Origin of the sequence: Limnohabitans sp. DM1 (assembly GCF_001269385.1) — a bacterium.
In the GTDB taxonomy this organism is placed as follows: Bacteria; Pseudomonadota; Gammaproteobacteria; order Burkholderiales; family Burkholderiaceae_C; genus Limnohabitans_A.
In genome coordinates, this window is the sequence record NZ_CXOO01000036.1 from 42,396 (window position 1) to 56,365 (window position 13,970).

Annotated in this window: 11 protein-coding genes and 2 pseudogenes; 7 read left to right on the plus strand and 6 right to left on the minus strand. The window is 61.2% G+C overall.

All coding sequences use genetic code 11. The features are described from left to right. Positions 1-374: 374 nt before the first annotated feature. Genes AMM33_RS14545 through AMM33_RS14560 form a run of 4 tightly spaced genes read right to left on the minus strand, consistent with a single transcriptional unit; the run spans position 375 to position 3,890 of the window. Positions 375-866, minus strand: coding sequence for an OmpA family protein (locus AMM33_RS14545; protein ID WP_228768149.1), 492 nt, complete (start codon positions 864-866; stop codon positions 375-377). Continuing rightward, positions 863-2,611 carry a DUF4384 domain-containing protein gene (locus tag AMM33_RS14550; RefSeq protein WP_090142022.1) on the minus strand — a complete coding sequence of 583 codons (1,749 nt, stop codon included), beginning with the start codon at positions 2,609-2,611 and terminating at the stop codon, positions 863-865. The genes AMM33_RS14545 and AMM33_RS14550 overlap by 4 nt, the downstream gene beginning before the upstream one ends. A gap of 26 nt (positions 2,612-2,637) precedes the next feature. Then, a complete protein-coding gene (locus AMM33_RS14555) occupies positions 2,638-3,462 on the minus strand; it encodes a hypothetical protein (RefSeq protein WP_090142023.1) in 825 nt (274 codons plus the stop codon). Then, on the minus strand, positions 3,459-3,890 hold the full coding sequence (locus AMM33_RS14560; protein WP_090142024.1) for a hypothetical protein: 432 nt from the start codon (positions 3,888-3,890) through the stop codon (positions 3,459-3,461). The genes AMM33_RS14555 and AMM33_RS14560 overlap by 4 nt, the downstream gene beginning before the upstream one ends. Before the next feature lie 250 nt (positions 3,891-4,140). Here AMM33_RS14560 and AMM33_RS14565 point away from each other — a divergent pair, with 250 nt between their 5' ends. Continuing rightward, positions 4,141-6,009, plus strand: coding sequence for a caspase family protein (locus AMM33_RS14565; protein ID WP_194945476.1), 1,869 nt, complete (start codon positions 4,141-4,143; stop codon positions 6,007-6,009). 241 nt (positions 6,010-6,250) lie between these two features. Here AMM33_RS14565 and AMM33_RS14570 read toward each other — a convergent pair whose 3' ends face one another. After that, on the minus strand, positions 6,251-8,140 hold the full coding sequence (locus tag AMM33_RS14570; RefSeq protein WP_090142026.1) for a phosphoenolpyruvate carboxykinase (GTP): 1,890 nt from the start codon (positions 8,138-8,140) through the stop codon (positions 6,251-6,253). A 216-nt stretch (positions 8,141-8,356) separates the two neighbouring features. Here AMM33_RS14570 and modA point away from each other — a divergent pair, with 216 nt between their 5' ends. The 5 genes from modA to AMM33_RS14595 all read left to right on the plus strand — a co-directional run bounded on the left by modA (position 8,357) and on the right by AMM33_RS14595 (position 13,308). Further along, complete coding sequence (modA, locus tag AMM33_RS14575; protein WP_228768150.1) at positions 8,357-9,175, plus strand: molybdate ABC transporter substrate-binding protein; 819 nt, start codon at positions 8,357-8,359, stop codon at positions 9,173-9,175. Positions 9,176-9,221: 46 nt separating this feature from the next. After that, a complete protein-coding gene (gene modB, locus AMM33_RS14580; RefSeq protein WP_090142028.1) occupies positions 9,222-9,899 on the plus strand; it encodes a molybdate ABC transporter permease subunit in 678 nt (225 codons plus the stop codon). After that, on the plus strand, positions 9,899-11,077 hold the full coding sequence (locus AMM33_RS14585) for an ABC transporter ATP-binding protein (RefSeq protein ID WP_090142029.1): 1,179 nt from the start codon (positions 9,899-9,901) through the stop codon (positions 11,075-11,077). The genes modB and AMM33_RS14585 overlap by 1 nt, the downstream gene beginning before the upstream one ends. A 369-nt stretch (positions 11,078-11,446) precedes the next feature. Further along, a complete protein-coding gene (locus AMM33_RS14590) occupies positions 11,447-12,454 on the plus strand; it encodes a sodium-dependent bicarbonate transport family permease (protein ID WP_090142030.1) in 1,008 nt (335 codons plus the stop codon). After that, the gene (locus tag AMM33_RS14595; protein ID WP_090142031.1) at positions 12,451-13,308 is read left to right on the plus strand and encodes a DUF6671 family protein; all 858 of its coding nucleotides are present in this window, start codon (positions 12,451-12,453) and stop codon (positions 13,306-13,308) included. Before AMM33_RS14590 ends, AMM33_RS14595 begins: the two co-directional genes overlap by 4 nt. Before the next feature lie 43 nt (positions 13,309-13,351). Here AMM33_RS14595 and AMM33_RS14600 read toward each other — a convergent pair. Continuing rightward, a pseudogene (locus AMM33_RS14600) lies at positions 13,352-13,546 on the minus strand (SDR family oxidoreductase); the annotation flags it as partial. A 57-nt stretch (positions 13,547-13,603) separates the two neighbouring features. Here AMM33_RS14600 and AMM33_RS14605 point away from each other — a divergent pair. Beyond that, positions 13,604-13,970, plus strand: a pseudogene (locus tag AMM33_RS14605) (ISL3 family transposase); the annotation flags it as partial.

Below are 13,970 nucleotides of genomic sequence, written 5' to 3' on the forward strand. Positions count from 1 at the left end.
AATGTGGGGGCAATGGCCAGACGCGAGGAGGCCGCAGCATGCCCCTGCAACGGCGAGTAATGCCGCCAGTGCCCCCACTGGGCGTTGCCATCGGGTGCGTAGCGGTGTCACCCACAAGGTGAGCGTCTTCGTGGTCACAGCGTTCAGGATGCACAGGGAGTCTCCAGCGGGTTCAAAGCGGTCAACTGCGTTTTCTCATGATTCGGCCCTGTGAAGTCTGCAGGGTGACTTCAAGTTTGCACTTTGTGGGAGCTCGCCCTGCTGGCGATCAGACGCTGGTGGACCACAGGCTTTTCGCTTGGCTGGCAAGCGCCCACAAAATCCTCCCAACGGGCAACACACGGCTCAAACTTCAGCGTGCCGGATCCATAGGATCAGGGGTTCACCGAGATGCGCACGCGGCGGTTGTCGCTGGCCAGTGGCTTGTCGGGCACCAGCAGTTCGCTGGCCCCCTTGCCTTCGGCCTGCAGGCGTTCAGCGCTGACGCTCTGGCTGACCAGGTAAGTCTGCACGGCCTGCGCCCGACGCGCGGAAAGCTCCTGGTTGTAGTCGGGCTTGCCTTTGGCATCGGTGTGGCCTTCGACCTTGAACTTCAGCACCGACAGGCGCTCGCTGTTCATGGCTTGGGCGAGGTTGTCCAGCAGGGGTTTGCTGCTCGCTTGCAGACGGGCCGAGTCGAAATCGAACTGGATGGACAAATCCACCGTGACCGGTTTGGGTGCAATGTTGCGCAGGCTGCGCGTGGTCGGTGGCGCAGGCGGCGTGAGTTTGTCGATCAAGTCTTCCTTGGAGGCTTGTTGCACCAATTGCGCCCCCACGGGGGCCAGGGTCAGCAGCAGGGCAAGCGCGAGGCTCAGGTGTTTCATGGCACTTCCTTGAGGGTGAGAATTTGTGCGCCGAAACGCTCGGAGCCGTCACCCGCTTTGTTGTGAACCAGAAACTGGATCAGGTCGGCACGGCCACCGATGTCATTGAGGGCAAAGGTAAACGGATTGGTGGCGCTGGGCTCGGCCATGACCAGGCGGTTGATTTGGCGGGGGCTGCTGGCCACCATCACCAGCAGGTGATCGGTGCCCGCAGGCCCGGCCGCCTCCAGCCGCCAGTCGGGGCGTGGCAATTGGCGAGTCTGCCCCGCCCGGATGCGGTTGTCTCTGTCCAAGCCATTGGGGTAGAGCACATAAAAGCTCTTGCGATCGCTGCCCAGCATGACCAGGTAGATGTAGCCATCATGGCTGGACTGGATGCTCATCTCCAGCGCGTCTTTGCCGATTTTGAGCACCGGCTTGTTGAGTTTCACGTTCACGGCGATGCGCGGGTCGCGTTGCTGCTCAATGTCTTTCAAGGTGGCCAAAGACGCCAGCAGGGGTTCCGGTGCGGGGACAGGAGCAGAGACTGCGGGTGCTGCGGGTGCGGCCGCAGGAGGGCGCGGTGGGTTGGCAGGTGCAGCCACTGCAAGGGCTGGCATGGCGGGCGTGCTGCTGGTCACTGCAGCAGGGGATGGACTTGGCGGCTTCACCGGAGATGGGCTGCTTGGCACCTGGGCCAGCGGAGCCGGAGCCGGAGCCGGAGCCGGTGCCGGTGCCGGTGCTGGTGCTGGTGCTGGTGCTGGTGCTGGTGCTGGTACCGGAGCGGGTGTTGGTGCAGGCACCGGAGCCGCCAGCGCGGTCACCACAGCGGGGGCCGCTGCCACGGGGGTGGGCCGCTGCTGGGGCACAGGGATCAAATTGCGGTTGCCGGACACAGTCACATGGTGGGGCGTGAGGTCTTTGACGCCCTGCAGCTTGCGGTCAATCACGCTCTGGGCGCATTGCTGGATTTCAGCGAGCGACACCGCTCCGGAGCCATCTGTATCGACCGCTTTGCCCAGCAGACAATCGCGCACGCCCTGCGTGGCCAAGCCGCCTTTGCCAGGTTCGTCAAAACTCACTTCATCGGGGCGGGAGGAGGTGATTTGCACCACGTTTTCCTGCAAGGCGCCCAAACGGGTGACTTCGCCCAACAGGCTGCGGGTTTTCATGTTCGAGGGCTGCGCGCAGGCATCGGCCGCGCTGCTGGCCTTGAAGCTGAATTTGGGTTTGAGCTCAATGCCCCCCAGCGAGCGCGTGCCCGCCTTGCCAGAAGCCACACCGCCGGAATGGCAGGCGTCAATCATGGTGATGAGCTTGTCGGCACCGGCGGTGACTTTTTGGGCCGCCTGCGCCAGCTCGGCATGGGTGATGGCCTGACCGTCATGGGTCAGCAGGCCTTCGACGCAACCCTTGACGCTGGGGTCCCAATACCGGGTGCCGTGCCCCGAAAAGTAAATGAAACTGCGACCACCCTCTCGGGTGCGTTCACCCAGCAGCCGGATTTCTTCGAGGATTTGAGCCTTGGTGGCTTGCTGGTCGCGCAACACGCGTGTGTGCTGCCCGGGTATGCCCATGGCTTTGGCAATGCGCTGCGCGCTGTCCACATCGTGGGGCACGCCCTCCAATGTGGCGGCGCCGGTGCTGGCCGCATATTGGCTCAGACCGATGACCAGCGCCGAACGCGCCGTTGCCGAGGTCTGGCCTTGTGCCCCGGCGCTGGCCATGGCGGTCAGTGCCAACAAGGGCCACATCATTGTTTTCATGGGCGCGTCGCTTTCAAAAGGTGCGGTCAATTCGAGAGAAAAATCTTCAGGCCCGAATACAGGGCCGTGCCCGCAGACACGAGCGGCGCGACCGCAGCGACCAGGCTTTGCACCTGATGGGTGACCTCGGCGATTTTGTATTTGCCATTGGCATCGCGTGAGAGCAGGACTTTGAGGCTGATTTTCTGGCGCTGCTCACGCGCCCAACGGCTGAGCAGGCTGTGAATCAAAAAGCCCGTGAAGAAGGCCAAGGTGATCGAAGCCGTGTACTCCAGCGTTTCACGCCAATCCCTGGGATTGTCTGGCCACAGTGGCACGCCATCCATGTATGCGGTGATCGCCAGCATCAGCCAGACCGAAACCATCCCCGCCGCGCCTGCAGCGAGCGCTTGCCACAGCCCCCCAAGACGGCTTTGGCGTGCGCAGATATAGCCCGTCAACACAGGCAGCAAAATGGTCAGCAGCCGCAAAAACAGGGGACGCACGTCATAAACGAAAAGCAAAACCCAATGGCACAGGCCGATGGCGGCCGTGGTCAGCGCAACGCTCAGGCTCAAAGCCATCCATGACGGGGCCTTGACCAAATGGTCGGGTTCGGACTGAGGGGGCTGCTCGTGTTCATGGGCATACGACAAAGCCGCTGCACCCATCTCCTGAACTGGTATTTGCCCCCATAGCTCAGATTGCTGCTGAACCTGGGTCTTGAGCTGCGCCACTTCATCGGCCAGGTCCTGCAAGCGCAAAGCCAGGGGCTTGAACAGCACCAGATCGCGGGTGCAATGGCTGCACACCGAGGCCTGCAGCGGGATGTCGCTGCAGCAATAAGGACAGTCAAAGGTGCTGCGGCTCACTTGGCGCTCAGATGGATCACGGTGCTGGCCTCACGCCCTTCGCTGTCGCGCACGGACACCCGGATGGGGTGGGCACCCACAGGCACACTGGCTTGCGGCAGGTTCAACTGGTTGCCGCCCAATCCTGATTGGATGCGTGCGGTCAGGTCCAGGACAGGTTGTTTGAGGTATTCCAACTTGATCGACGCCGCATCAATTTGGGCGCCGCCCCGGGGCTCAAAGGCAATTTTCAAAGCAAATGCTTTGGCCTGTACGTCCGGGGATGACAACAGCTTGATGCCCGGCCCGCGCGTGATGGCCCGAGTGGTGGGCACTTGCAGGTTTGGGGCTTTGGCCTCTTCTTCGGTGATCAACTTGACCTGGGCCTGTGCAGCCCAAGGGGTGATCAAGCTCAGTGCAAGCCAGGTGGCAATGTAGGGCAGGCGCATGATTCAGAGGTCGTTTGGGCTGGTTAGTCTGTGTGTTGGCTATCAGTGTAACAATCAGAACCATTGAATTTGCGCATCCCAAAGCCCTGCGTTGAACGCGCTGCGGCATCCAGGGTGCATTCACTCTTGAAGGCCCATTGGCATGACCCCGAACATAAGCCGTTTATTTCTCCACAAGCTTCAGGACAAGGCGAGGGTCGTTTTGCGATGGGTGATGCCTGCGTGTCTGGCTTTTTCGCTGTTGCCTGGCATGGCACAACCCGTGGTCGGTTCGACCTACAAAGATTTCTTGCCGATGGGCGGGGGCTCCAGCGTGGCCTTGCCTGAAGGCGCCTGGCTGTCCAGCCACAACAGCACGAACACACGCGTGGGTTATGCCTGGGAAACCTACACCCTGAAAAACACACAAGCCGATGCGCGCGTACCGTTTTTGGTGGTACGCCAGGCCACGGGATCGGTGCGATGGGGCAACACGAATTGTCAGTCCAGCACGGCCAATCACTTCCTGGTCAACCAACATGGAACTCAAGCCAACCAATTGATCAACAAGTGCTCACGCTTTTTTGCCCTGGGTAATTTTGACAATTGGCGAAATGTCAGCGCTTGGACCAACGCCAATGACAAAGAGTGGTGGCTTGATGTGGTCAAAGGTTTTGAAGAGCCGGGCAAATCCTTCAAATCCAGCATGTTCCAAGCCGAATTGTCGGTTCAGCAGTTCAACGGCAAGGGCCTGCGCATTGATGCTTTCATCTTGCCGCCCAAAGGCATCGGCGCTGTTCAATTCAGGGAAGCCGTCAAAGCAGGTGATCCACGGCCAGAGCAAACCATGCTCGACACCTGGGCCTCGATTTACATCGAGTCGATGCAACAAAGTTATTTCAACAAAAAGCCTCAACCCATCATGGCGCTGGCTTATCCGGTGAACGCGGTGGCACAAGCCTCCACTCCCTCCACTCCCTCCGCTTTGTCAGCACCCGCCGCTGTGCCGGTGACCATAACACCGCCTGCGCCTCCTGCCGTCACCATTGCTGTGGCCCCAGCGGCTGTGACACCCGCCAAAATTGAGCCCGCACCTGCTGCGGCAGTCAAGCCCGCTCCTGCTGCGGTGGTGGCCAGCGTCACTGCCCCGGCCAAAACAGAAGCTCCAACGGCCGCCCCCAAGCCCTTGCCGCCGGCCGCTCTATCTGTGGCAGCTGCCCCCGACACAGCCGCACAGCTGCGACTCGATCAAGAGCGCAAAGCCCTGGATGAAGAAAAACGCAAAATGGCCCAGCAGCTGGAAGCCATGACGCAAATGCTGGCCAAACTGCAAAAGGAAAACGCGGCAGCAGCAGCAGCAGCCGCTACGGCTAAAGCCAAAGATGAAGCTGCAACCTTGGCCCAGACCGAAGCTGCGGCCAAAGCCCCTGTGACTTACGCCAATCGCAAGGCCTTGGTGATTGGCAATGACCTCTACACCGACGTGCCCAAACTCAACAACGCAGGCGCTGATGCCGATGCCATGGCCAAGTCGCTGGAGGCGGTGGGCTACAAGGTTTACAAGCACTTGAACCTCAGCGAAAAGAAATTCAAACAAGCCGTGCGCGATTTCCGGCAGCAATTGAGCGGAGGTGATGAAGTCTTGTTCTTTTACGCAGGCCATGGGGTGCAGCTGGGCAATGCCAACTATTTGTTGCCCATCGATGTGAAGGGGGATCAGGAAGACCAGGTCAAGGACGATGCCATCCTCTTGCAAAAAGTGCTGGATGACCTGGAAGAGAAGAAAACCAAGTTTGCCCTGGCCGTGATCGACGCTTGCCGCGACAACCCCTTCAAAGGCATAGGCCGCGCCATTGGGGGTCGGGGTCTGGCCCCCACATCGGCTGCCACCGGGCAAATGATCATGTTCTCGGCCGGTTCCGGTCAGCAGGCGCTGGACCGCCTGGGCGACAACGACAAAGAAAGAAATGGCCTGTTCACCCGCATTTTTGTCAAGGAAATGTTAAAGCCAGGCCTTTCTGTAGATCGGGTCTTGCGCAATGTACGCAATGAAGTGGTCCGCCTGGCCCGCTCCGTGGGTCATGAACAAACCCCCGCACTTTATGACCAGGCGATTGGTGAGTTTTATTTCAAGCAGTGATTTTTATAGGTTCGACACGTAGAAGTTTTGACAAGGGTCCTGTAGGTCGGTGGCTTCAGCCCCGACATTGCGGCCTTCAGTGCAGGCTTCACGTCGGGGCTGAAGCCGCCGACCAACAGGTTAAGTGAACAAATTGTCAAACCTCAGCGTGCCGAATCTGTAAGACGCGTAAAAAAACCGCCTCGGTTTGTGGCCGTGGCGGTTTCAAGACTCGACGCCGGTTGGGCGCAGACCCTGCTCTTTAGCCCAAGCGTGCTTCCAGCGCGGCCTTGGTGTCCAGCAATGCCTTGGGCATGTTGTAAGCCAGTTGCTCGAAATGCGCGTCGTGCAGCTTGAACTCGGCTTGCCAAGCGGCGGGGTCGATGCTGGTCACAGCCGTGAACTGTTCGACACTGAAATCCAGACCGGACCAATTGATTTCGCCGTACGTAGGGGCCACGCCGAACATGGTTTGCTCGCCCTGTGCCTTGCCTTCAAGACGGTCAATCATCCACTTGAGCACGCGCATGTTGTCGCCGTAGCCGGGCCAGACAAACGAGCCGTCTTCGCCCTTGCGGAACCAGTTCACGCAGTACATGGCGGGCAATTTGTGGCCAGCGGCCTGGGCCTTGGCGCCGGTGTCCAGCCAGTGCTGGAAGTAGTCGCTCATGTTGTAGCCACAGAACGGCAGCATGGCGAAGGGGTCGCGGCGCACCACGCCTTGCGCGCCAAAGGCGGCAGCGGTGGTCTCAGAGCCCATGGTCGCGGCCATGTAAACGCCTTCGGTCCAGCTGCGCGCTTCAGTCACCAAAGGCACGGTGGTGGAGCGGCGGCCACCGAACATGAACGCGTCGATCGGCACGCCCGCAGCGTCGTCCCAAGCGGGGTCGAGTGCGGGGTTGTTGGTGGCGGCCACGGTGAAGCGGGCGTTGGGGTGAGCGGCTTTGGCACCGGTCTCTTTGGCAATCTGGGGCGTCCAGTCCTTGCCTTGCCAGTCGATCAAATGGTCGGGCAAAGAGCCGGTGTCCTTTTCCATGCCTTCCCACCACACGTCGCCATCGTCCGTCAGGGCCACGTTGGTGAAGATCACGTCCTTGTGCAGGCTCAGCATGCAGTTGGGGTTGGTCTTCATGTTGGTGCCGGGGGCCACGCCAAAGTAGCCAGCCTCGGGGTTGATGGCGTACATCTTGCCGTCGGTGTGGGGCTTGACCCAGGCGATGTCGTCGCCAATGGTGGTGACTTTCCAGCCGTCAAACGCAGCGGGTGGCACCAGCATCGAGAAGTTGGTTTTGCCGCAGGCGCTGGGGAATGCTGCTGCGACGTGGTACTTTTTGCCTTCGGGATTGGTCACGCCCAAAATCAGCATGTGCTCGGCCAACCAGCCTTGGCTACCGGAGGGGCCATTGGCAGCTGCACGGCCCATGTTGGACGCGATGCGCAGCGCAAAGCACTTCTTGCCCAGCAGCGCGTTGCCGCCGTAGCCCGAACCATAAGACCAGATCTCGCGGGTCTCGGGGTAGTGCACGATGTACTTGGTGGTGGGGTTGCAAGGCCAGCTGGTGGTGTCTTTTTGGCCAGCAGCCAAAGGTGCGCCCACGGTGTGCATGCAGGGCACGAACTCGCCGTCGGTGCCCAGCACGTCGTACACGGCTTTGCCCATGCGGGTCATGATTTTCTGGTTCACGGCCACGTAAGCGCTGTCGCTGAGTTCAATGCCGATGTGGCTGATGTGTGAGCCCAAGGGGCCCATCGAGAACGGCACCACGTACATGGTGCGGCCAGCCATGCAGCCGTCAAACAGCGGGTTCAGGGTGGCGCGCATTTGCGCGGGTTCCATCCAGTTGTTGGTGGGGCCGGCGTCTTCTTTTTGGGCCGAGCAGATGTAGGTGCGGTCTTCCACGCGGGCCACGTCCGACGGGTCGGAGCAAGCCAGGTAAGAGTTGGCGCGCTTGGCAGGGTTGAGCTTTTTGAAGGTGCCGGCCGCCACCAGTTCGGCGCACAGGCGGTCGTATTCTTCTTGGCTGCCGTCACACCAATAGATCTTGGCGGGCTTACACAGGGCGGCCATTTCGGCGACCCAGGCAATCAGCTTGGCGTTTTTCACGTAAGTGGGCGTATTGAGGTTCAGGCCCTGCATCACGGGTGAGTTCATGGGAAGTGCTCCAAGTTTAAAAATCGTTTTTTCAAAACCTCTGCGCAGGGGCTTTGAAAAAACGGCTGTGGGGCTGAGATACTGGTTGATGAGCCCGGATTCGGGTTGTAACGGCTTGGTAACCAGCGGGGTCTCGATTTTAGGGAGCCTGCCTGTTGCGTGCCTGTCAGTTGTGACCAAAACACCTTTATATCTATGCAAAAGAAGCATGACGTTATGCACGCTGTTTTTTCTGACCGCTTCCGAAAAGACCGACGCGCCAGCACCTTGCTCACTGGTGCCCTGCTCGCCCTGGTGACCATGACGCCGTTTTCTGCGCTGGCCCTAGGCCAGGGGCCTGTGCGCCTCAAAATCGCCGCAGCCAGCAACCTGAAGTTTGTGCTGGCTGACTTGACGAGCCAATACAAGCAACAAACTGGGGTTCAGGTGGACGTGAATTACGGCGCTTCGGGCAACCTCGCGCGAAAGATTTTGCAGGGCTTGCCGGTTGAGCAATTCATCTCCGCCGATGAGGATTGGGTGGCCGAGCTGCACAAAGCCGGTCGCGCGGTGGACGCCGGGCAGCGTTACACCACGGGCCGACTGGCGCTGATCGTGCCTAAAAATTCAGCACTGCCGCTGGCCCAAGGCTTGGCAGCGGTGGTGCGCGCCCTGAAGCCCGGCGACAAATTCGCCATCGCCAACCCGACCTTGGCCCCCTACGGCGTGGCGGCTGTGGAAGCTTTGCAGCGCGCAGGCGTTGGGCCATTGCCGGCCGCACGCCAGGTGCTGGGCGACAACATCGGCCAGGCCACCCAGTTTGTGGCCACGGGTGCAGCGCAGGCGGGCATCACCGCTTTGGCACTGGCCCAAGCCCCTGAAATCGCCCTCAGCTTGCAGGTCTTGCCCTTGCCTGCTGAATTGCACGCCCCCCTGCATCAACGCATGGTGCTGCTCAAGGGCGCGGGTGCGGCGGCGGCAAATTGGCACCGGTTTTTGCTCAGCCCGCCGGCGCAGGCGGTGTTTGTGCGGCATGGGTACGCCTTGCCGCAATAATCCAGCCCAACAACCTGCACTTCCACTCGTCTGCAAACCCCGCCTTATGGATTGGTCCGCCCTTCACGTTTCGCTCACTTTGGCGGTTTTGACCACCCTGGCGCTGTTGCCGGTGGGTCTGGCCCTGGCCCGCTGGCTGGCCGTGACCGCCTGGGCCGGGCGGCCGGTGGTCGAGGCTTTGCTGCTGCTGCCCTTGTTGCTGCCACCCACAGTGATCGGCTTTTACTTTTTGGTGGCCTTTGGCCAAGGCAGCGCTTTGGGCGCGTGGCTGGCGGCCTCGGGCATCCGGCTGGTGTTCACGCTCGAAGGCTTGCTGCTGGTGAGCGTGCTGGTCAACCTGCCCTTCATGGTGCAACCGATTCAGCGCGCCTTTGCAGCCGTGCCGCACAGCCTGCGCGAGGCGGCCTGGGTGTCGGGCTTGTCCACTTGGCAGACCTTTTGGCGCATCGAGCTGCCGCTGGCCTGGCCCGGTTTGCTGGCCGGCATGGCGCTCACGGTGGCGCACACGTTGGGCGAGTTTGGCGTGGTGCTCATGGTGGGCGGCAACATCGAGGGCGAGACCCGCACCCTGTCGGTGTCGCTCTACGACAAGGTGCAAGGCATGGATTTGCAGTCGGCCCATGTCATGGCGCTGGCGCTGGTCGGCATTTCCTTGCTGGCGCTCAGCCTCGTGCTGGCGTTTGACCGGGTGGGCCAGCGTGGCCGCGCCCTGCAGGAGCGCTGATGAACGGCCTGCAAGTGCAATTGCGCTCGGCCAGCCCGATCCGGCTGGAGGCCGAATTTGACTGCGGTGCGGGCGAGTTGGTGGCCCTGGTCGGGCCTTCGGGCAGCGGCAAGACCAGCATGCTGCGCGCCATCGCGGGCTTGTGGACGCCTGCCGATGTGCAAGGCCACATTCGGGTGGCGGGCCAGGCTTGGCTGGACACGGCGGCGGGCGTGCAGCTCAGCCCGCAAGAGCGCCGTGCTGGCCTGGTGTTCCAGCATTACGCGCTGTTTCCGCACATGACGGCGCAGGCCAACGTGGCGCTGGCCGCCGGGCCGGGCTGGTCGGGCGCGGATGTGCAGACATTGCTTGCGCGGTTGGGGCTGGCCACGCTGAGCCAGCGCAGACCTTCGCAACTCTCGGGCGGGCAGCAGCAGCGCGTGGCACTGGCGCGTGCGCTGGTGCGGGTCATGCCCACGCCCGCTTTGGCGTCAAACCCTGGCAAGCCACCTGAAACTTTGCCCGGCGTCTTGTTGCTCGACGAGCCCTTTTCTGCGGTGGACGCGCCCACGCGCCAGACGCTTTACCGCGAGCTGGCGGCCTTGCGCCAAAAGGTGTCGGTGCCCATGGTGCTGGTCACGCACGACCTGGCCGAGGCCCGCCGCTTGGCTGACCGGGTGGTGATCGTGGACGCGGGTCAGACCCTGCAAACGGGAGAACCCGCCCGCGTGTTTGCCAGCCCGCGCAACGCCCGGGTGGCCGAACTGGTGGGCATTCAAAACCACTTTGAAGGGCGCTTTTTGAAGGGCGAAGCCGGCTGGGGGCGCTTGTGCTGGACAGATCCCTCGCAGCCACAAGCCGGACTGGACCTGGCGGTGTTTGACAAAAACAAGATCGACGACGGCACCCGCGTGACCTGGGTGCTGAACGGGGAGCAGGTGGACGTGATGGCCGACGGCGAGATGCCCAGTCTGGCAGAGCCGGGCCACACCCGCTTGCGCTGCCAGCTGCTGGAGGTCTTGTCGCTGGGTGAAATCAGCTTGTGCACGCTCCGGCCCGAAGCCCTGCCCAGCCAAACCATCACCTTGAACCTGACCAGCCGAGTGCTGCGGCGCCTGCAAGTGGGGGCTGGCGGCTGGGTCCAGTTGTTGATCGCGCCGGGGGCGCTGCACATCATGCCGGTGCGAACTGGACATTGAATCTGACCGACAGGCTCCCTGATTGATCCGGTCCAGTGAAGTTTGAAGTGAAAAGTTTGTCTTGGGCACAGCGATCAGCGATGCGATGAGCGTGGGAGGCCCGCTACCTGGGTGATGTGTGGTGGTCTGCAAGGCTCCATCGCGGCGAGGGCGCTGCTCCTACAACAAAAGGTTCATGCAAACACCATCGCGCCGGATCAACAGTGAGCAGTCCGCCGATCACGACGATCGCCGTGGTTGAACTGAAACTCTCATCGGCCGCGCCCCAGCCCACAGCTGGTTCATAGAATTTTATCTATAGTCAATCATTGAATATTCGATTTTACAAATGCATGGTCCGTTTTTATCATCGGCCCAAGGAACACCTACATGCAAAATCTGATCGACCCGGCCATCCTCTTTTTCATCTTCGGCGTGCTGGCGGGCACCGTCAAATCCAACCTCGAAATCCCGCCCGCCATCTCGCGCTTTTTGTCGCTCTACCTGTTGATGGCCCTGGGTCTGAAGGGCGGCTTTGCGCTGTCGCAATCGGGCCTGACGGCCAGCGTGGGCATCAGTCTGGCGGCCGCCGTGTTGTTGGCCATTGTCATTCCGCTCATCGGTTACGCCGTGCTGCGGCGCTTTGTCTCGGGTTTTGACGCAGCGGCCGTGGCCGCCACGTACGGCTCGGTGAGCGCGGTGACCTTTGTCACGGCGGTGCAGACGCTGGAAAACCAGGGCGTGCCCTACGGCGGACACATGGCTGCAGCCATGGCCCTGATGGAATCGCCCGCCATCATCCTGGCCGTGGTGTTGGCGAATTCGCTTCGGCAAAAGCAGGCCTCGGGCGTGGTGATGCAAGCGGGTGGCGGGGCCGCACTGGGTGGACCTGCCACGCCTCATGGCGCGTCGATAGGCAAAATCCTTCACGAGTCCTTCACCGATGGCGCGCAGTTGTTGCTGCTGGGCGCCATGGTGATCGGCCTGGTCACGGGCGAAGCGGGCAAAGAGGCGATGGCCCCCTTCTCGGTGGACCTCTTCAAGGGCATGTTGGCCTTTTTCCTGCTCGACATGGGCTTGATGGCCGCGCGCAACCTGCCGCAGGTCAAAGGCCAGTCACCCGTGCTGATCGCTTATGCCGTACTCGGCCCTGTCGTTCATGCGGCACTGGCCCTGGGTGTGGCTGTCATCTTGAAACTGAGCGCAGGCAATGGGGCCTTGCTCATGGTGTTGGCCGCCAGCGCGTCTTACATCGCCGTGCCCGCTGTACTGCGCACCGCCCTGCCCGAAGCCAAACCCGCGCTGTATTTCGGACTGAGCCTGGGCTTGACCTTTCCCTTGAACATCGTGCTGGGCATCCCGGTTTATCTGGCGGTGGCGCAAGCGGTGCTGACATGAGCACAGCACCGCCCCTCTTTTATCAAGGTCACCAAGTCGCCATCCTGACGCAACACGGCAAGCAGGATCTCGTACGCGAGCCGCTCGAAGCCGCGTTGGGCTGCCAGTTGGTTCACACCGATGGGTATGACACCGACCAATTGGGCACATTCACGCGTGAACTGACCCGAGCCGGCTCCCAACTCGATGCGGCCCGCAAAAAAGCCAGCATCGGTATGGCGCTGACGGGTGCGTCTGTCGGCTTGGCCAGTGAAGGCTCGTTTGGCCCCGACCCTTTTGGCGCTTTCATGCCCTGGAACACCGAGGTCGTGTTGTGGGTCGATCGTTTGTCAGGGATTGAAGTGACCGGCTTTGCACACGGCCCCGCCCAAAGCCTGCACCGGATGGTGACCAACCTGCAAGAGCTGGAGCGCTTTGCCGCAGAGGCTGGTTTTCCAGAACACCATCTTGTGCTGCGACCGGAACACGCCGAGCACCCCGACATGGACAAAGGCATCCGCGATCGCGAAACATTGCTGAAGGCCTTTCACCTGGCCCAAGCCAAATCCGCCAATGGCGTGGTGTTTGTCGAAAACGATCTGCGGGCTTTTTGCAATCCAACACGCCAGAAAACCATCCTCAAGGCGACCGGGGACCTGATTCAAAAATTGCTGTCGATGTGCCCAAGCTGTGACACACCGGGCTACTGGCTCAGCCAGCAGATTCCGGGCCTGCCCTGTCGTGACTGCGGCAGCTTGACCCGATTGCCCAAAGCCGAAATCTGGGGCTGCAAAAAATGCGGCCACGAAGAACACCGGGCAGTCCACACCCAACTCTGGGCCGATCCGGCCCGTTGTGATTTTTGCAACCCTTGAAACGCAGGGCGTGAGCGGCAGGGGCGAACGTGCCCGCAGACGTTCACACCGAGCGCATCAAGCCGCCGTCGACGCGGATGTTCTGGCCCGTGATGTAGGCCGCGCCTTCTGAGGCCAAAAAGGCGATGGTCGCGGCCACTTCTTCGCTGGTGCCATAGCGCTGCATGGGCACGCTTTCGCGGCGCTCTTCTTTGGCGGGCAAGCTGTCAATCCAGCCGGGCAAGACATTGTTGGTTCTCTTGAAATTTGAGTGGGTAAGCTTCTGCCATATTGATCAACTTTTGAGCGTGAATTGATGACTGCCAAGCTGTTTGAATCTGCCCTGGGCATCACTGACCCGTGGTGCGTTGCCTCGGTTGAGTTCGACGAAGGTGCCAAGACCTTGACGATATTGATTGACTTCAAAGTCGGCAGTCGCTTTGCAGTCTCGGGTCACGATGGGCTGCATGGTGTGCACGACACGGTGGCCAAGACGTATCGGCACCTGAACTTCTTTCAACACGAGTGCCATCTGCAAGTTCGCACGCCTCGCGTGAAACTTCCCAACGGTTCGGTGCGGTTGGTCGAGCCTGATTTTGCCGGGCGACTTAATGGCTTCACCTTGCTGTTTGAAGCCTTCATTCTGATGCTGTCTGGSCRGATGCCATTTGCCGCCGTCTCGC

Bases quoted from the DNA above. Each gene is read 5' to 3' on its own strand.
- AMM33_RS14560 (WP_090142024.1), bottom strand. From the start codon at position 3,890: ATGCGCCTGCCCTACATTGCCACCTGGCTTGCACTGAGCTTGATCACC.
- AMM33_RS14595 (WP_090142031.1), top strand. From the start codon at position 12,451: ATGAGCACAGCACCGCCCCTCTTTTATCAAGGTCACCAAGTCGCCATC.
- AMM33_RS14590 (WP_090142030.1), top strand. From the start codon at position 11,447: ATGCAAAATCTGATCGACCCGGCCATCCTCTTTTTCATCTTCGGCGTG.
- AMM33_RS14550 (WP_090142022.1), bottom strand. From the start codon at position 2,611: ATGAAAACAATGATGTGGCCCTTGTTGGCACTGACCGCCATGGCCAGC.
- modA (WP_228768150.1), top strand. From the start codon at position 8,357: ATGCACGCTGTTTTTTCTGACCGCTTCCGAAAAGACCGACGCGCCAGC.
- AMM33_RS14585 (WP_090142029.1), top strand. From the start codon at position 9,899: ATGAACGGCCTGCAAGTGCAATTGCGCTCGGCCAGCCCGATCCGGCTG.
- modB (WP_090142028.1), top strand. From the start codon at position 9,222: ATGGATTGGTCCGCCCTTCACGTTTCGCTCACTTTGGCGGTTTTGACC.
- AMM33_RS14565 (WP_194945476.1), top strand. From the start codon at position 4,141: ATGGCACAACCCGTGGTCGGTTCGACCTACAAAGATTTCTTGCCGATG.
- AMM33_RS14570 (WP_090142026.1), bottom strand. From the start codon at position 8,140: ATGAACTCACCCGTGATGCAGGGCCTGAACCTCAATACGCCCACTTAC.
- AMM33_RS14545 (WP_228768149.1), bottom strand. From the start codon at position 866: ATGAAACACCTGAGCCTCGCGCTTGCCCTGCTGCTGACCCTGGCCCCC.